Annotated in this window: 14 protein-coding genes and 1 pseudogene; 10 read left to right on the top strand and 5 right to left on the bottom strand. The window is 64.6% G+C overall.

Annotated elements, in window-relative coordinates; all coding sequences use genetic code 11:
• Positions 1-280 precede the first annotated feature (280 nt).
• Complete coding sequence (locus M2320_RS19150; protein WP_264598656.1) at positions 281-697, bottom strand: hypothetical protein; 417 nt, start codon at positions 695-697, stop codon at positions 281-283.
• Positions 698-988: 291 nt separating this feature from the next.
• Between M2320_RS19150 and M2320_RS19145 the strand changes: the two are divergent.
• A pseudogene (locus tag M2320_RS19145) lies at positions 989-1291 on the top strand (transposase); the annotation flags it as partial.
• Between the two features lie 275 nt (positions 1292-1566).
• Here M2320_RS19145 and M2320_RS19140 read toward each other — a convergent pair.
• Both M2320_RS19140 and M2320_RS19135 read right to left on the bottom strand, forming a co-directional pair.
• On the bottom strand, positions 1567-3759 hold the full coding sequence (locus tag M2320_RS19140; RefSeq protein WP_264598655.1) for a hypothetical protein: 2193 nt from the start codon (positions 3757-3759) through the stop codon (positions 1567-1569).
• A gap of 235 nt (positions 3760-3994) precedes the next feature.
• On the bottom strand, positions 3995-4426 hold the full coding sequence (locus tag M2320_RS19135; RefSeq protein ID WP_184427039.1) for a hypothetical protein: 432 nt from the start codon (positions 4424-4426) through the stop codon (positions 3995-3997).
• Positions 4427-4974: 548 nt separating this feature from the next.
• Here M2320_RS19135 and M2320_RS19130 point away from each other — a divergent pair.
• The 9 genes from M2320_RS19130 to M2320_RS19090 all read left to right on the top strand — a co-directional run bounded on the left by M2320_RS19130 (position 4975) and on the right by M2320_RS19090 (position 14596).
• Positions 4975-6717 (top strand): hypothetical protein, encoded by a 1743-nt coding sequence (locus M2320_RS19130; RefSeq protein WP_264598654.1) that lies wholly within the window; start codon positions 4975-4977, stop codon positions 6715-6717.
• Between the two features lie 228 nt (positions 6718-6945).
• On the top strand, positions 6946-7263 hold the full coding sequence (locus M2320_RS19125) for an STAS domain-containing protein (protein ID WP_264598653.1): 318 nt from the start codon (positions 6946-6948) through the stop codon (positions 7261-7263).
• Positions 7263-7631 (top strand): response regulator, encoded by a 369-nt coding sequence (locus M2320_RS19120; RefSeq protein ID WP_184427042.1) that lies wholly within the window; start codon positions 7263-7265, stop codon positions 7629-7631. Before M2320_RS19125 ends, M2320_RS19120 begins: the two co-directional genes overlap by 1 nt.
• Positions 7628-9712 carry a chemotaxis protein CheA gene (locus tag M2320_RS19115; RefSeq protein ID WP_264598652.1) on the top strand — a complete coding sequence of 695 codons (2085 nt, stop codon included), beginning with the start codon at positions 7628-7630 and terminating at the stop codon, positions 9710-9712. The genes M2320_RS19120 and M2320_RS19115 overlap by 4 nt, the downstream gene beginning before the upstream one ends.
• A complete protein-coding gene (locus M2320_RS19110; protein ID WP_264598651.1) occupies positions 9709-10227 on the top strand; it encodes a chemotaxis protein CheW in 519 nt (172 codons plus the stop codon). Before M2320_RS19115 ends, M2320_RS19110 begins: the two co-directional genes overlap by 4 nt.
• A 39-nt stretch (positions 10228-10266) precedes the next feature.
• On the top strand, positions 10267-12105 hold the full coding sequence (locus tag M2320_RS19105) for a methyl-accepting chemotaxis protein (protein WP_264598650.1): 1839 nt from the start codon (positions 10267-10269) through the stop codon (positions 12103-12105).
• A gap of 2 nt (positions 12106-12107) precedes the next feature.
• The gene (locus tag M2320_RS19100; RefSeq protein ID WP_264598649.1) at positions 12108-12599 is read left to right on the top strand and encodes a chemotaxis protein CheW; all 492 of its coding nucleotides are present in this window, start codon (positions 12108-12110) and stop codon (positions 12597-12599) included.
• A 43-nt stretch (positions 12600-12642) separates the two neighbouring features.
• Positions 12643-13482, top strand: a complete 840-nt coding sequence (locus M2320_RS19095; RefSeq protein ID WP_264598648.1) for a CheR family methyltransferase — start codon at positions 12643-12645, stop codon at positions 13480-13482.
• A gap of 7 nt (positions 13483-13489) precedes the next feature.
• Positions 13490-14596, top strand: coding sequence for a protein-glutamate methylesterase/protein-glutamine glutaminase (locus M2320_RS19090; protein WP_264598647.1), 1107 nt, complete (start codon positions 13490-13492; stop codon positions 14594-14596).
• A 114-nt stretch (positions 14597-14710) separates the two neighbouring features.
• Here M2320_RS19090 and M2320_RS19085 read toward each other — a convergent pair whose 3' ends face one another.
• Both M2320_RS19085 and M2320_RS19080 read right to left on the bottom strand, forming a co-directional pair.
• On the bottom strand, positions 14711-15451 hold the full coding sequence (locus M2320_RS19085) for an HD-GYP domain-containing protein (protein WP_264598646.1): 741 nt from the start codon (positions 15449-15451) through the stop codon (positions 14711-14713).
• A complete protein-coding gene (locus M2320_RS19080; RefSeq protein ID WP_264598645.1) occupies positions 15397-15843 on the bottom strand; it encodes a response regulator in 447 nt (148 codons plus the stop codon). Before M2320_RS19080 ends, M2320_RS19085 begins: the two co-directional genes overlap by 55 nt.
• Positions 15844-16189 lie beyond the last annotated feature (346 nt).

Here is a 16189-nt window from a genome sequence, read left to right as displayed (position 1 = left end):
TTCCTTCAGTGTCGGCTTTTGGCGATGGCGGAGCGCGCCGCGTCCACTTCAAGCCGCTCGGCGACGGCGTGGGCGGCGAGGGCCTGAGTGGTGATTTGGCAGTTGTGGCTCATAGCCGCGTAGCTCCCTGTTTGCTGATTTCTGGGATTGAGCAGACATGCCGGACATGCCGGACATATGTCCTTCGAGTCCGGGCCAAGAGCCGGACACGCCGGACATGGGGACATAGAATATGTCCCCCATGTCCGCTTCCGGATGGCTGTCCGGGTCATTTGGAAACTCATGGGTCGGCGTCCTTAAGAAGCCAAACCAGATGCTGCCGCCCAACCTCGCGTGAGGCCGTGAGGCGACGGCTCGACGCCCACTCCTCACCCCGCTTGAACGCTTTGCGCTTGGCGTCGCTGCGCGCCTTCTCGTCAGCGCCATCCGCCGCCCAAACGCGGTTGAACTCCTCGCGGATCGTCTCGCGATCGACGGCAGTGACTTCCGGCCCCTCTGTTCCGAACGGCCGCACCTTATGGCCCTTGTCGCCGATCACGACGCCGAGCGCGTCGAGATCGGCCTTGGCGTGACCTGGAGGCCCCTTCTCCTTCGGGCGCTTGACCGTTAGGACCGCGTCCTCCGGCTTGCCCGGCTCAACGTAGCAAGCGCCGAACGGGTCGCCGTCCTCATCCTCGCCGAGCTTCACGAACTGCAAACTGAACGGCGCGCTGCGAGCGCGGCGGATGCGAGGTTGCCGGCCGTGAATGCGGCAATGGTGGTGAAGCCCAGCATTTCCCGCAATGTCGCGGCGGTCGCAAAACCATGGTTTGAGAACTTGGTGTTCCCCCTCCGATAACCACTGAAATCAGTCTGTCCAAATTTCAGGACGGATGTTGTGGCAACGATCAAGAAGCGCGGTGAACACCAGCAGGCTTAGGCTCCGGACCCATAAATCGCTTGGCCTGAGCAGCGGGTTATGATTCAGGGCTTCCGAAAGGAAGCGGGCATGAATCGAGATCAGTTCTGGCTCACGGACGAGCAGTTTTCCAAGATCCAACCTCATCTTCCGACCGACACGCGCGGCAAGGAGCGGGTTGATGATCTCCGCGTGATCAGCGGTATCGTGCATGTGCTGAAATCTGGCGGGCGCTGGGTGGACGCGCCGCCGGATTACGGTCCTCGGAAGACGCTCTACAACCGTTTCGTCCGGTGGGCGGCGAAAGGCGTCTGGACGACGCTTTTCGAAGAGTTGGCGCGGGCCGGCGGGCCAGCCGCGGAAGTCCTGATCGACAGTTCTGCCGTGAAAGCTTCTGCCTCGCCGCGACCGTCAGCTACTGGTTATGAGTCCGGAGCCTAGTTTCGCCTGTATGGGCACCCCGCTCTCACCCAGACCTTCACACGCAAGAGCGACACTGTGGCGTGGGCGCGGCAGCACGAAGTCGATGTCGAGTGAGGAGATATCCGGAGCGACAGAACGTCGTTAAAGCGATTCGTCATGCACGACCTAGCGTTTACAAAAGTGACCACCAAGAGGCTTGGAGCACATGCTGAACGCTGTCGATGTCGTACATAGAGGACTGCTGCTCACAGCTCGCGCGCCATCCTCTCGAGCACTTGCTCGTTGTCGAGCGAGGGAGGTTCAGACGCGGCGCTGATCGCCAAGCGGCAGAGCGCCACGGAACCCAACACGGGATGATTCGCCCGAAGTTTCAGAGTGCGGGTCTCTCGGGCCAAGGCGACCATTGTCGCGAAAAAATTCACAGGTCCGTTGAGATCAATGCCCGCATTCCCAAGCGCTGCGGAACTTGTCCCCGGCGCGGTTCGATTCGCCGTCCAGACCAGCCCGTCGTCACGCTCGACCGTCACGGCCGCCGCGGCGCCGTCAGAGAACACCAAAGTTCCCGTCAGTCGCACGCAATCGACATCCTCGGGGGGCTGCGCCAGAACGGGGCCCCGCTGCCCGTCAATCCAAACGCCCAGATAGCAGACGCTGTCGTTGACCGTCGCTTCACACGCGATCTCCCGCCGCAGCAAGCGTTCCTCGCCCGCGTTAAGCGTCGGGTCGCGCAGCGATCGCCCACGTCCCGCCCAGTAGGTCAGGGTCACCATGCTGTGCGAACGGTCGCCCGTCATCGCCGGCTGACGTACGCTTTTCCCCTTTTCCAAGCCGCCAAGGAGACGCGCAATGTTCGTCTCGAGCGTGTACCGGCGCATCGATTCGGCATGCAATATTTCGACCTGCGCCAGGGCGGCGGAATATCCTTCCAGGATCGTCTCTGCGATCTTGCTTGCGGGCAATCGCCGTCCCATCCGCCGCCCCGAATGGTTGGTGCGCTCCGAGGCGTCCACGTCGCCAGACGACAACCACCCGGAACCGCCAAATCGATCGTAAACATAGACGGGACGGCGACGCGCCAACCCTTTTTGCACCGAGTGTCCGATGGTGACAATGGCGTCTGCGGCATCAATCAGAACCGCATCGACTTCACGCGGACGGGCCGTCAAGCCGATCACCTCGACCGAGATGCCCCGCTCAGAAAGAATCGTGGCTGCTTGCAGCAACTCGGGCGGGGGATGGTTTGAAACCACCAGCAGTCGTTTAAGCGAAATGGGAGCCGCCGAGCCTTGAAACCAACGCGATGGGATACTGTTTGGCAACACGAAAAATCGGTCCCGGGCGGTCGGCGACAACGATGGAAGCTGTGCCTGCCGGTTCTCCTCTGAATGAACCAGGATCGCATCCGCGAATTCGGTTCCCAGCGCCAGGGCTTCCAGAGGTTCATAGTGGGACAGGCTGGAAACCACCAGATAACGGAAGGCCAACTTGCGGACATGAACCGCCGCTCCCAAGAGCGGCCAGTGGTGGGCCCAGACCAAATCAGGTTGCTCGGGAAGCGCCTCCGTCCAGCCGTCCTCGAGCAAGTTGACGAACCGGATGCCCCTCTCTTGGGCGTCGAATACAATGTCTCCATCCACTGCATCCGTCAACACGCGAACATCTGTCGCGCCCGCCTCGAGAAAGAGGAGAGCAAGATCCCGAGTGACCACCTGGCTTCCGGCCCAATAGGAAAAATTTGTATTGGTCAGCAGAACCGTCTTCAAATTGAGATCGCGCAAGATACAGCGCAAAGTTTCCAACGGCGAAGAATCATCGGTTCCGGCAGCACCGTCGACACTTGCAGGGACTTCGATGCGGGTGACGCGCTGCTCGAAGCGCTGCCCGGCGATTTCGTCCAGCAGGTCTATCGCGCCCTCGCACCGCAGCAAGAAGAGCCGGTAGGCAAGCGCCAATTGAGACAACCGGTGGCCTCGGCGGCTTGTTCGCGAGCGACGCAACCAGCCCAGGGCTTGGGCGGGATCACGCTCCGCCCAGTTTCGGAGGAACGTGCGGAATTCTTCGTCGCCAGGTTGCCTTTCGCCGACCCGGAGCCACCAATGGGCTTCCAGGTCGTGCTCTCGGGCGGCGCCGTACGCGCGAGCGAACAGGGTATCGGGCCAATGATCCCCGCCGGGTCCACCGGAGGCCGGATAGAGCGAAGCCGCTTGATCCCATTGTCGAAGCCTGAGGAGCATCCGGATGAGTTCCTTGCGAAACCTCGGATGGCCAAAGCGGTCGAGATCGGAAGGGAAGCGCTCCATTCCGGTGCGGAACAGAGCCTCTGCGTCGGCATATTGTCCCTGGTCTCGAACGCGAATGGCTTCTGCGAAAAGGTCGTCGGCCCGCATCGTCGTCACCTTCAACTGCGCAGGCAGGAAATCTTCCAGCTGCGCCGACATGTCAACAGAGCTCCTCACTCGCCGGCGCGACGCGATGACGCGCGCCTTGTCTGCCGTCCGCCTGGGCCCGGCGGGTGCGGGAACGTCAGAGCCCGCCGCAGCGGCCCCGGCGCGACCGAGCCGGGGCGGGACGTGAACACCATCGACGGCCGGCGGGTCGGGCGATCTGTCCGAAGCGCAGATCACCGCGAGCAAGCGCGTCAGCTGTCGCGGCAGACAGCTGTCGCCGCCGTGGTCATGCGCCGCGCAATTCCTCTCGGCACGCCGCCTCGAACGGACGAAGCAGATCGAATTCGTCCGGATTTTCAGGCTTGGCGCCAAAATCCATGCACGGGTCGTAATAGGTTGCGATGATCTTGTCCAAGGCGAGCTCCGCCGCCGCCAGCGTGCCGTCCGACGCGAACAGGCGCAATTTGCCGAGCGCGGCATAGAGCGGCATGATCTTTTTCGGATCCTTCAAGGCGGTTTCGAGCAGGGCGTCGGCCATGACGGCGGAGGCCTGCTCGATGAATTCGAGGTAGATCCGCTCCAGGCGCGCCTGGTTGTTGGCGCGTTCCTTGACCTGAGCCTGATTGTGCTGGGTCAGCCAGGTCGTGACGATCGAGGCGAAGGCGCCGATCGCGGAGCCGAGCAGCGCGGAAATGGCGGTGAGCCAAGCAGCGTCCATGGTCTTGTCTCCTGCGCGAGACGTCTCCGGCTCAAGGAGCGGGAGCCGGGGTGGATCGACGGCGCAGGCCTTGCGGATCGGCCAGACGCATCGAAACGTCCGCTCGTCCCGGTGCGATCGTAGGCGAGCTTGGGCGTGGCTTCTGTTGTGCAAGGATTTATTCCATTGACTGACGCGTCGGTCAATAAATTTCGCTTGGCAGTCTGCAAAAAGCATTTTGCCGGGCAGCACGTACTGTTTCCACGCGCTGCCTCCAAGAAAATTTATCGTTCATTCACCGATACAAGCTAATAAAAAACAGGACATAACCTTCATTTACTCGCGTAATATGCTTACGTAACGTCACTAGACTGCGCAAAAAGAGAGCATATGCGCCAGAAAATGAGGCACAACATGAACACAGCACCGTATATGCGGATTTTGTTGAAGAAAAACAGATCGTCAGCCTTTTGCCACTCGACCGCCGCGCCGCGCGGAAAACCTTTGGCGCCCTCCCCCGTCATGGCGCGTCGCGCGCCCGCGAATTCAGAATCGTTCGGAAGCGCCTCATGCCCACGCCTGCCATGACCTCCTCCGCTCTCGCATGCGACGCGACGCCGGAGCCACATGGCGCCGCAAATCCGGCGTTTCTGCAGGACGTTCACGACCGGCTCGAACAGGCGCGTCGCGAGATCGAAAAGCGCTTCCTGAGCGCCGGCAGCGTGCTCATCGAGGCGCAGGAGCACATCCAGATCCTGATCCAGGCGCTCGATCGGATCTCGGGCGCGTTCAACGCCAAACGGGCCGATCAGACCATCGGCGCCTTGCAGGACGCGATCGCGCGGCTGCAAAGCCGGATTGGGCGCGAAACCCGCCGCTCCCAGGAGCTTGGCGCGGTGGCGCAGAAACTGGCGACGATCCAGGAGGAAGTCGCCCGCATCCGCAGCATTCTGGCCTATCTCGCGACCTGCGCGGTGTCGACGCGCGTCGCCGCCGCCGGCAATGACAAGTTCATGGCCTTCGCCAACGAGATCGCCAATTACGTCCGCAACGCCGAGCGCGAGGTTTTGGGCTTTTCGAAAAAAGTCGCGCAGATGGCGACCGAACTCGAGGGCCTCGACGCAGAGCACAAACGCGTGGTCGAAGTCGTGGGCGCCGGCGCCGGCGCCGCCGCGCCGCAGCTGATCGAGGCCGCGAAAACCATCGACCGCCACCGCGCCGATCTGGAAAAGCTGGCGAGCCGCGCCGCGCCGGTGATGCGCGCCGCGGGCGACAAATTCTCCGGCGCCCTGTCCGCGCTGCAAGTGGGCGATTCCACCCGCCAGCGGATCGAGCATGTGCAGGAGGCCATGCACATGCTGCTCGACATGATGCGGCGCGACCCGGAGGGCGCGCCCAGCGTCCCGGCCCTGCGCCTGTTCGACGTCCTGACCGCGGCGCTGTCGCAGGACTTCGACGTGGACGCCCGCAAGGTGGTCGACGCCTTGAAAGGCGTGGCCGGCGACGCCCGCGACATTTTCCAGCTGGTGCGCAATTTTTCCGGCGGCTCCGACCGCACCCATGACATCGTCGCCACGCGTCTCGGCGCCATGCGCGGGCTGGTCGCCGACATCGAGGAGGCGGACCGGCGCTCGAACGACGTCGACGCGACCATCCGGCGGCTTGCCGCGGAACTGCTCGACACCCGCGGCGACATCGGCAATTTGCGCCGCGTTCAGGGCGACATTCGCCTGCTCGCCATCAACGCCCATCTCCATGGCGCGCGCATGGGCGACCTCGGGCGCACCATTGCGGCGATCGCCACCGAGATCAACCTGGAAGGCGACAAGCTCGGCCGCAGCGCCAACATCATTCTGCAAACCCTCGCCGCGCTCATGGCCGCCGAGGAGGCGCACGCCGAAGAGGACGGGGATCTGGTCGCCGACCTCGACAAGGTCGGCGCGGCGCTCCAGGACATGGACCGCGAGGCCGGCGGCAGCGTCGATCTGATCGCGACTGAAGGCGAGACGATCGCGGAAGGCATCGAGGCGGCGGTGCGCGGCCTCGACTTCAGCGGACATTTGGGCGAACGCCTCGCGGCCTGCGCGGCGGACCTGCGGCGGGCCGCGGCCAACGCCAGGACCGTCGGCGGCGACCGCCCCGAGACGGCGGCGGCGTTTTCCGACGCGGCCTATGCGCGCTACACCATGCAAAGCGAGCGCGAGCTGCATTGCGCCGTGTTTCCGGAGGCGCGGGCGCAGGGCGAAAGCGGCGGCGCGCCGCAACGCCCCGCCCCGGCTTCGGGCGACGACCTCGACGATTGCTTCCTCTGAGCGTTGCGCGCGGACGCGCCGCGCCTGACGGCCCGAATAGTCTTTTTAAAATACAAGCTTAGTTCACGTAAAGAACAACGTAAGCATAGTTGCCAGCGTCATCTTTAACCACACGCCCATTTGAGACGAAAGAACACCCCAGGCTTCGTTCTGAATTAAGTCTATTTTCATTGAGCGCCAACAATACTGTCGCCTGTGTTCCCATCAATCGCATATGGCGGCTCGGAAATGAATTCTGGAAATGCAAGTGTCTGTCTTTCGGAGGATTTGACCATCCGGAACATTCAGAACGTCCAGCGCGACCTGCTGGAGCGCCTCGCCGGCCAGGACTCGCTTGAGCTGGTCGTCGAGGACGAGGCCAAGGTCGATCTGAGTTTCGTGCAACTGCTCATGGCGGCGCGCCCTTACGCGCAAAGCCAGGGCAAGACGGTGCGCCTCGCCCGTCCGGCCGCCGGCAATCTTCGCCGCGTGCTCGAACGCGCCGGCGCGCTGTCGCGTCCGACGCCCGACGCCGCCCGTTTCTGGCTTCACGAGGAGCACGCCTGATGAGCGCGAACATCCTGACCGTCGACGATTCCGCCTCCCTGCGCATGACGACGCGCCTCGCCCTGTCCGGCGCCGGCTACGCCGTGACGGAAGCCGTCGACGGGCTCGACGGTCTGGAAAAGGCCAAGACCCGCCGTTTCGACGCCATTCTCACCGACATCAACATGCCGCGCATGGACGGCTTGCGCATGATCGAGGAATTGCGCCGCCTGCCCAACCAGCTCGGCGTGCCCATCGTGTTCCTCACCACGGAATCCGACCCCGAGATGAAGGCCCGCGCCAAGGCGGCGGGCGCGACGGCCTGGCTGACCAAGCCCTTCGACGCCGCCCAGCTTCTGAAAGTCATGTCGAAGGTCTTGACCAAATGAGCGCGCTCGATCCCGTCGAAATCTTTCGTGTCGAAGCCGCCGAACTGCTCGAGCAGATCGAGCAGGGGCTGCTCGACCTCGATCAGCGGCTCGACGACCGCGAACAGATCGATTCCGTGTTCCGCGGCCTGCATACGCTGAAGGGCTCGGGCGCGATGTTCGGCTTCGACGCGCTCGCGGCCTTCACCCATCATTGCGAAACCGCCTTCGACCAGGTGCGCAAGGGCCATGCGCCGGCGACCCGCGAACTGGTGGCGGCGGTGCTCGCGGCCCGGGACCACATGCGGGCGCTGGTGGAAGATCCCAGCGGCGATTACGCCGGCCAGGAGACCGCTTTGCTCTCCCAGCTCCACGCGGCGATCCAAGTCGGCGCGATCCAAGTCGGGGCCACCCAAGCCGGCGCCACCCGAGTCGATGCGCCCCAGGCCGGCGCGAAGCCGCAAGCGACGCCGGAGCCGCCGCCCGCGACCGCGGATACCGCGGCGCGGCAATGGCGCATTCGCTTCGCCCTGCCGCCGAACGCGATGGTCAACGGGGTCAATCCCCTCGCCTATCTCGACGAGTTGCGCGAATTGGGCGCGTGCGAGGTCTCTATCGACGACAGCGCCGTGCCCCCGCTCGACCAGCTCGACCCCACCGCCCTGCATCTGCAATGGACGGTGCGCCTCGAGACCGAGCACGGCCGCTCCGAGATCGAGGACGTGTTCCTGTTCGTCGTCGACGACATGGTTCTGGAAATCGACGAAATGGGCGCCTGGCCGCTGGAGGCCTTGTCCCCCGCCCCCGCGCCGGTCGAAAGCAAAGCAGAAGCGCCGGCGACGCCGCAGCAAGCCGCCGCGCAACCCACCTCCCCCAAAACCGCCGCGCCGCAAGCGGCGGCGACGCCGCCCAAGACCGCGCGCCGCTCGGTCGAGAGCGTGCGCGTCCCCGCCGACCGGCTCGACGAACTGATGGACCGCGTCGGCGAATTGGTGATCGCCCAGTCCCGGCTGTCGCAGATCGCGGCGGCCGGCCTCAACGAGGAGCTGCGCGCCGTCAGCGAGGAGATCGAGAATCTCTCCAACGAATTGCGCGGCACCATGATGGTGCTGCGCATGGTTCCGGTCGGCACCCTGTTCGAGCGGTTCCGCAGGCTCGCCCATGATCTGCAGCGCGAGACCGGCAAGCAGATCGAGCTGGTGACCGAAGGCGAGAGCACCGAAATGGACAAGACGGTGATCGAGCGCCTCGCCGACCCGCTCGTCCACATCATCCGCAATTCCGCCGACCACGGCCTTGAGACGCCGGAAGAGCGGCAGGCCGCCGGCAAGCCCCCGGCCGGGCGCATCACCCTGGCGGCGCGCCAGTCCGGCGGCGAGGTGATCATTTCGGTCAGCGACGACGGGCGCGGGATCGACTGCGCCCGCGTGCGCGCCAAGGCCGAGGCCAACGGCCTGGTGGCGCCCGGACAGGTCCTGTCCGAGAAGGAAGCGCTGCACATGATCTTCCAGCCGGGTTTTTCGACCGCCGCCAAGGTGACAAACCTTTCGGGGCGCGGCGTGGGCATGGATGTGGTGAAAAAGACCATCGAATCCTTGCGCGGCGCCATCGACGTCGAGAGCTGGCCGGGCGAGGGCTCGGAAATCGGGCTGCGCATTCCGCTAACCCTGGCGATCATCGACGGCCTGCTGGTCCGCGTCGGCGGCGCCCGCTATGTCATCCCGCTGGCGGCGGTCGAGGAATGTCTCGAGCTTTCGCTTGAGGATGACGCAAAATCGCGCGGACGCAGCCTGCTGTCGCTGCGCGGCAGTCTGGTGCCGTTCCTGCGGCTGCGGGAGATCTTCCAGACGGGCTCGCCGCCCGATCCCCACCAGAAGGTCGTGGTGGTCGCGACCGGCGCCGAACGCGTCGGCCTCGTGGTCGACCAGATCATCGGCGACCACCAGACCGTGATCAAATCCATGTCGAAACTGCATGAGGACGTCGAGACCTTTTCGGGCGCGACCATCCTCGGCGACGGCAGCGTCGCCCTGATCCTCGACATCGTCAATCTCGTGGCCGTGCGCCAGGACCAGGAGGCGCAAATGCGCGCGATCGCATGACGACAGCGTTACGAACATCCACCGCCTGGGCGCAAGCCGACCAGATGGAGGCGCTCACCTTCGACGTCTCCGGCGAGACCTTTGCGCTCGAGGCCTCGATCGTGCGCGAAATCCTCGATCTTCTCCCGGAAACCAACGTGCCCGGCGCCCGCCCCTTCGTCGGCGCGCTGGTCAATTTCCGCGGCCGGATCATTCCGCTCGCCGACATTCGCTTCGCCTTCGGCATGGCGCGCGCCGAACCGACCATCGACAGCCGCATCATCGTCGTCGAGATCGAATTCGAGGGCGCGCCCTGCCTGGTCGGCCTGCGCGCCGACAAGGTCAACGAGGTGCGCACCCTCGCCAGGGAGAATGCCGAGCCGCCGCCGCGCGTCGGCATGAAATGGCGTCCCGAACTGGTCGAATGCCTGATCAAGCAGGACGGGGCGGTCATCATCTTCCCCGACCTGCAAGCCCTGTTCGACGCCGGCCGCAGCAAGCCGGACGGCGAAATCATCCGCTACCCCAAACCCTGAGCCAACACCGTCGCGAATTCGTTTGTAGAGGACCCCGTCATGCGTCTGACAATAAAACTCAAACTTGCGCTAGCCTTCGGCTTTCTCGTCGTCCTGATCGGCGGCATGGGAATGCTGGCGATCTCCAATCTCTCAGGGTTGCAGACCTCGATCACCAATCTGGTGCAAGGCCCGGCGAACGATCTCAACAACGTGCGCGGCCTCAGCACGGCCTTCCTCAACAGCGTGCGCCACGAGAAGAACATCGTCATCAGCACCGAGAAGGAGGACGTCGTCAAATTCCAGAAAATGGAGGCCAAGGCCTCCGAGGAAGTGGTCGCCTATTCCGCAAAGCTGAAGACCTCCAGCAATCCCGAAATCGCCAAGGATACGCGCGACATTGACGCGATGCTGGAGCAGCTGCTGCCCACCCGCAAGAAGATTGTGGACCTTGGCATCGAGAACACCGCCGAATCCAACGCCAAGGCGGCGGACCTGAGCCTGCACGTGGGCGCCGAGTTGAACAGCAAGATCATCACCGCCATCTCCGCCCTCTCGGACAAGGCCATCGCCGCCATGGCCGTGACCGCAGAGGCGACCAACCGTCAGTACGAAACCTCGCGCACGGTGCTTTTGTCCTTCATCGCCGTCGCCACCCTGTTCGCCATCGCCGTGGCGGTGTGGATGTCGCTCGGCATCGGGCGCGGCCTGCGCCGCGGCATCGAGACCGCGGAAGCCGTCGCCATCGGCGACCTGAACGCCAATGTCAGCTACAAGGCCAATGACGAGATCGGCGACCTCATGTCCGCCCTCGGCCGCATGACCTCCAACCTGCGCGCCACCGCCGCCGTCGCCGAAAAAATCGCCGACGGCGACCTGATGGTCTCGCCCAAGCCGCTCTCCGACAAGGATACGCTCGGCCTGTCGCTGACCCGGATGGTGGAGCGCCTGCGCGCCGTCGTCACCGACGCCCTGCTGGCCTCCAGCAATGTGTCGTCCGGCAGCGAGCAATTGTCCTCCGCCTCCGAACAGATCGCCCAGGGCGCGACGGAACAGGCCTCCGCCGCCGAGGAAGCTTCCGCCGCCATGGAGGAAATGGCCGCCAACATCAAGCAGAACGCCGACAATGCCGCGCAGACCGAGAAGATCGCGCGCCAGTCGTCCAAGGACGCCGAACTCTCCGGCGAGGCCGTGGTCCGCGCCGTGGAGGCGATGAGCACGATCGCGCAGAAGATCACCATCGTCCAGGAAATCGCCCGCCAGACCGACCTGCTCGCCCTCAATGCGGCGGTCGAAGCGGCGCGGGCCGGCGAACACGGCAAGGGTTTTGCGGTTGTCGCCTCGGAAGTGCGCAAGCTCGCGGAACGGTCGCAGGCCGCCGCCGCGGAAATCTCGGACATGTCCGGCGACACCGTGAAATCGGCGCAGGAAGCCGGCGAAATGCTGAACCGCCTGGTGCCCGACATCCGCAAGACCGCCGAACTGATTTCGGAAATCTCCGCCGCCTGCCGCGAACAGGACATCGGGGCCTCCCAGATCAACCAGGCCATCCAGCAGCTCGACCAGGTCACCCAGCAGAACGCCGGCGCCTCGGAAGAAATGTCCGCGACCTCGGTGGAGCTCGCCTCTCAGGCCGAAGAGCTGCAGAACTCGATCGCCTTCTTCAAGGTCGAGGCCGACAGCGAGCGCCGCGCCGTCATGGCTCAGGCCAAGGCCAGGGCCACCGGCTCCCAGCCGCGCGCCGCCTCGTCCCAGCCGCGTCCCGCGGCGGCGAAGAAGCCGGCGGCCGCCGCCGCCCAGCCGGTGCGCGCCCAGCAGGAACGCGTCAAGGGCTTTGCGCTTGACCTGTCGATGGGCGGGCGCGACGAGCACGACCACGACTTCCGCGAAAGCGCCTGACCATGAGCGCGCAGGACGACCTCCAACTCGTGACCTTCGCGCTCGATGCGGAATGCTTCGCGCTTCCCGTCCGCGTCGTGCGTGAAATCCTCGATCACGAACCCGCCTTCCGCATCCCCAACGGGCCGAACCATCTGCTCGGCCTGTGCAATGTGCGCGGACAGGGGGTCGCGGTGATCGACCTGCGCGCCAGGCTCGGCCTGCCCCCGACCGAGCCGACGTCCAACACCCGCGTGCTCGTGGTGGACATCGTGGTCGGCGCGCGCCCGCTGACGCTCGGCATCGTCGTCGACCGCGTCTTCGAAGTGACCTCGGCCCCCAGGGCCGAGATCGAGGCCGCCCCCGACATCGGGACGAGATGGGCGAGCGACTATATCGAGGGCGTGGTGCGCCGCGGCCAGAGTTTCGTCGTCATCATCGATCTCGCCCGCCTGCTGTCGGAAGGCGAGGCGGCGGCGCTCGAAGAGGCGCCCAGGAAAGGACGCGCCGCCTGACAGGCGGCGCTTTTCCAAGGAAAGGGACCACGTGATTCCAGCCATGGCCGAAGCCCAGGACGCGGACGACCGCCTGTCGCGCAGCGACTTCCGGCGTCTCTCCGAGTTCATCAACGCTTACAGCGGCATCAAAATGCCGGACAGCAAGCGGACCATGCTCGAGGGACGTCTGCGCCGTCGCCTGCGCGCCACGGGCTTCGTCAGCTTCGCCGAATATTGCGCGCATCTGTTCGACGGCGACGGGCTGGAGAGCGAGGCGGTCTTTCTGATCGACGCGGTCACCACCAACAAGACGGATTTCTTCCGCGAGCCCAAGCATTTCGACTTCATGGCCAAGACGGCGCTTCCCGAAATGCGCCGGCGCGGCCATACCAGCCTGCGCATCTGGAGCGCGGCCTGCTCGATCGGCGCGGAGCCCTATACGATCGCCATGGTCTGCGCCGATCACGCGGCCAAGGAGGGCGCGCTGAGCGCCTTCATTCTCGCCACGGATCTCAGCACCGATGTGTTGCGCGCCGCCCGGCACGGCGTCTTCCCGGCGGAGATGCTCGCGCCGGTGCCCCATGAAATGCGGCGGCGCTATGTGCGCTATGGCGCCCGCGACGGCTCCAAGGCGCGCATCGTTCCCGAGCTGCGCGCGATGGTCGGCTTCGCCCGGCTCAACCTGATGGATTCAGCCTATCCGGTCGGCGATCCCATGCAGATGATCTTCTGTCGCAATGTGCTGATCTATTTCGACAAGGAGACGCAATTGCGCGTGCTCGACCGCCTGTGCCGCCAGCTCGAACCCGGCGGCTACCTGTTCCTCGGCCATTCCGAAACGATCACCGGTTTCGATCTTCCCCTGCGCGCCCTCGGCGGCAGCATCCTGCAGAAAACATGAGGGTCCCATGGCGGCAAAACCCATTCGCGTGCTGATCGTCGACGATTCCGCCAGCGTCCGGCAGACGCTCACCCAGATCCTCTCGCACGACCCGGACATCGAGGTGATGGCGGCCGCCTCCGACCCCTATGTCGCGGCGCGCCGCATCATGGATGAGACGCCCGACGTGATCACGCTCGACGTCGAAATGCCGCATATGGACGGCATCACCTTCCTGAAGAAACTGATGGCGCAGCACCCGGTGCCGGTGGTGATGTGCTCCTCGCTGACCACGGACGGGTCGGAGACGCTGATGCAGGCGCTCGAAGCCGGCGCCGTCGATATTATCGTCAAGCCGAAGATCGCCGCCGCCGATGCGCTGGCGGAAAGCGCGGTGACGATTTGCGACGTCGTCAAGGCCGCCGCCAAGGCGCGCCCCCGCCCCGGCGGCGCGCGCAAGCCCGCGCGGGCCAGCGCGCCCTGCGCCGAGCCGGCGCCGAAACTGACCGCCGACGCCATGCTGCCGCCGGCGCGCCGCCCCGCCGGCGCCATGGCCAAGACAACGGAAATCGTGGCCTGCATCGGCGCCTCCACCGGCGGCACCGAGGCGCTGAAGGACTTTCTCATGGCGCTGCCCGCCAATGCGCCCGGCATCGTCATCGTCCAGCACATGCCGGAAAAATTCACAGCAGCCTTCGCCAAGCGTCTCGACGGACTTTGCGAGGTTTCGGTGAAAGAGGCGGAGGACGGCGACCCGGTGCTGCGCGGCCATGTGCTGATCGCGCCGGGCGGCCGCCACACGCTGCTGGAGCGCCGGGGCGCCCGCTATCACGTCAGCGTGCGCGAGGGGCCGCTGGTGTCGCGCCACCGCCCGTCGGTGGACGTGCTGTTCCGCTCCGCGGCCCGCGCGGCGGGCCCGAATGCGGTGGGCGTGATCATGACCGGCATGGGCGACGACGGCGCGCGCGGCATGCTCGAGATGAAGCAGGCGGGCGCCTTCACCATCGCCCAGGACGAAGCGAGCTGCGTGGTGTTCGGCATGCCGAAGGAAGCGATCAACCTGGGCGGCGTCGACCGTATCGTCGGCCTCGACGACATCGCGCACCAGGTGCTGTGGGCGCAGGCGCGCTCTTAAGTCGAATTTTACACGCACAGGCGAGAGCGCGTTCGGGGATCTGGCCCCGAACGCGCTCTCGCCTTATTCTAACCCCTGTTTGCGCGCGCCCCCAATGGGGGCGCTCCACCTGATTCAATGCCGCGGGCGAAAAGCGCTGGAAAAAGCCCCCGGATCGGCTGCGGCAAAAAACTGGTTGTCCGCGGCGGCCGCCGGCATCGCGCGAATTTCACTTTTGAGCTGCTTGAACACGTCGACGCAGGCGGGGTCGAACTGGCTGCCGGCGCCGGCGACGATCTCGGCGAAAGCGTCCTCGAACGGCATGCCGGCCTTGTAGGGACGCTCGGAGCACAGCGCGTCGAACACGTCGGCCACCGCGACGATGCGCGCCTCGATGGGAATATCCTCCCCGGAAAGCCCGGCGGGATAGCCGGAGCCGTCCCAGCGCTCGTGATGGCCGCCGATGATCGTCGCCGCCGCCTTGAGCACGTCCGTCACGCCATCGCGAACGATCCTGACGCCATGCTCGACATGCCGGCGCATGATCTCCGCTTCCTCGGGCGTGAGCACGCCCGTCTTTTGCAGGACCGTGTCGGGAATGCCGATCTTGCCGACATCGTGCAGGGCCGCCGCCAGATAGATCAGTTCGGCGCGCTCCCGGTCCAGCCCCAGGCCCAGCGCCAGCCGCCGGCTGATCGCGGCGACATTGGCGATATGCGACCCCATCCCGCCATCGCGCGCTTCCACGGCGAGCGCCAGCCGCCAGATGATTTCCATTTCCCGCAGGGCGAGATCGCGCATCGCGGTCTGCACGTCATTGGTCAGATAGGCGACCAGCCGGTCCTGCTTCTTCCGCGCCGTCCGCAAGGCCAGCATGTTGGCGATTCGCGCCCGGAACTCCACGGGATCGAAGGGCTTGTTGAGGAAATCGTTGACGCCCCCCGACAGCGCGCCCCTGCGAATTTCGCGATCACCCTCCGGGTGAGCATGATGATGGGAATGTCCCGGCAGGTTTCCAGCCGACGCAAATGCTTCAGCAGCTCGATCCCGTTCATTTCAGGCATCAGATAATCGATGATGATGAGGTCAAATTGGAACCCCTCGCATTGTTTGATCGCGTCCAGGGGGTTCCCACAGGTGTCGATCTGCAGACCCGGAATTTTTCGGATGGTGGTCTCCAGGATTGCGCGCATGGACTGGCTGTCATCGACCGCCAGGACGAAAAACTCCTCTTCGTTCCTGTTCAATTCTTCGATCTTGACGAGCATCTGCGCTTCCTCTCGGCCCGAATGCGATGTTCTGAATATGTATCGGCACATGAAAATGAATTCGGAGCAGTCCGCCATTATGCGCCACGAAGTATTAAAATTATCAATAGCCGTCTGAGACGCCAGGACGGGAATCTTTCCCTTTCTCTGGCGCCCTTTCGGTCTTCCAAATTCAATTATCAAATAACCAACACAATCAGACTCGACCAAAACTTCTTTACTCAGCGTTATATAAAGAATTTTTTATAGTAAAAACAGTCACAAAAGCAGCCAGTTACGGCAATCACGTAGTTGCCGGCGAACAACACCCCCCGCAATTCGATCCCGGAAGCCCCATCAGGATCAA

This window comes from Rhodoblastus acidophilus, assembly GCF_025961575.1.
GTDB lineage: Bacteria > Pseudomonadota > Alphaproteobacteria > Rhizobiales > Beijerinckiaceae > Rhodoblastus > Rhodoblastus acidophilus_C.
Note: the sequence above shows the minus strand (reverse complement) of the source record. Positions and strands in the feature narration are given on the sequence as shown.

Bases quoted from the DNA above. Each gene is read 5' to 3' on its own strand.
- M2320_RS19120 (WP_184427042.1), top strand. From the start codon at position 7,263: ATGAGCGCGAACATCCTGACCGTCGACGATTCCGCCTCCCTGCGCATG.
- M2320_RS19100 (WP_264598649.1), top strand. From the start codon at position 12,108: ATGAGCGCGCAGGACGACCTCCAACTCGTGACCTTCGCGCTCGATGCG.
- M2320_RS19080 (WP_264598645.1), bottom strand. From the start codon at position 15,843: ATGCTCGTCAAGATCGAAGAATTGAACAGGAACGAAGAGGAGTTTTTC.
- M2320_RS19110 (WP_264598651.1), top strand. From the start codon at position 9,709: ATGACGACAGCGTTACGAACATCCACCGCCTGGGCGCAAGCCGACCAG.
- M2320_RS19130 (WP_264598654.1), top strand. From the start codon at position 4,975: ATGCCCACGCCTGCCATGACCTCCTCCGCTCTCGCATGCGACGCGACG.
- M2320_RS19135 (WP_184427039.1), bottom strand. From the start codon at position 4,426: ATGGACGCTGCTTGGCTCACCGCCATTTCCGCGCTGCTCGGCTCCGCG.
- M2320_RS19090 (WP_264598647.1), top strand. From the start codon at position 13,490: ATGGCGGCAAAACCCATTCGCGTGCTGATCGTCGACGATTCCGCCAGC.
- M2320_RS19140 (WP_264598655.1), bottom strand. From the start codon at position 3,759: ATGTCGGCGCAGCTGGAAGATTTCCTGCCTGCGCAGTTGAAGGTGACG.
- M2320_RS19105 (WP_264598650.1), top strand. From the start codon at position 10,267: ATGCGTCTGACAATAAAACTCAAACTTGCGCTAGCCTTCGGCTTTCTC.
- M2320_RS19085 (WP_264598646.1), bottom strand. From the start codon at position 15,451: ATGCTGGCCTTGCGGACGGCGCGGAAGAAGCAGGACCGGCTGGTCGCC.
- M2320_RS19115 (WP_264598652.1), top strand. From the start codon at position 7,628: ATGAGCGCGCTCGATCCCGTCGAAATCTTTCGTGTCGAAGCCGCCGAA.
- M2320_RS19095 (WP_264598648.1), top strand. From the start codon at position 12,643: ATGGCCGAAGCCCAGGACGCGGACGACCGCCTGTCGCGCAGCGACTTC.
- M2320_RS19125 (WP_264598653.1), top strand. From the start codon at position 6,946: ATGAATTCTGGAAATGCAAGTGTCTGTCTTTCGGAGGATTTGACCATC.